General features: G+C 69.7%; 1 pseudogene. It reads right to left on the reverse strand.

Annotation, left to right across the window (positions count from 1 at the left end):
• Positions 1–208, reverse strand: a pseudogene (locus G5A07_RS22125) (hypothetical protein); the annotation flags it as partial.

Consider the following 208-nt stretch of genomic DNA (forward strand, 5'->3'; position numbering starts at 1 on the left):
CTCCAGGGCCTGGAGGTCGTTGAACGGCACCGCGCGGCTGAACTGGGTGAGGTCGTGGGCCTGGCCGAGCAGGCCGGAGCGATGCACGGTGCGGCCGTCGCGGCAGCGAACCAGGGTGTCGTCGACCGTGCCGTGGTAGCAACCGTCGAATACCAGCACCACCTTGCGACCGGTGATCGCACGCGCCCAGCGCAGGACGAAGCGGTTG

Source organism: Stenotrophomonas sp. AS012628, assembly GCF_010608305.1.
In the GTDB taxonomy this organism is placed as follows: domain Bacteria; phylum Pseudomonadota; class Gammaproteobacteria; order Xanthomonadales; family Xanthomonadaceae; genus Stenotrophomonas; species Stenotrophomonas geniculata.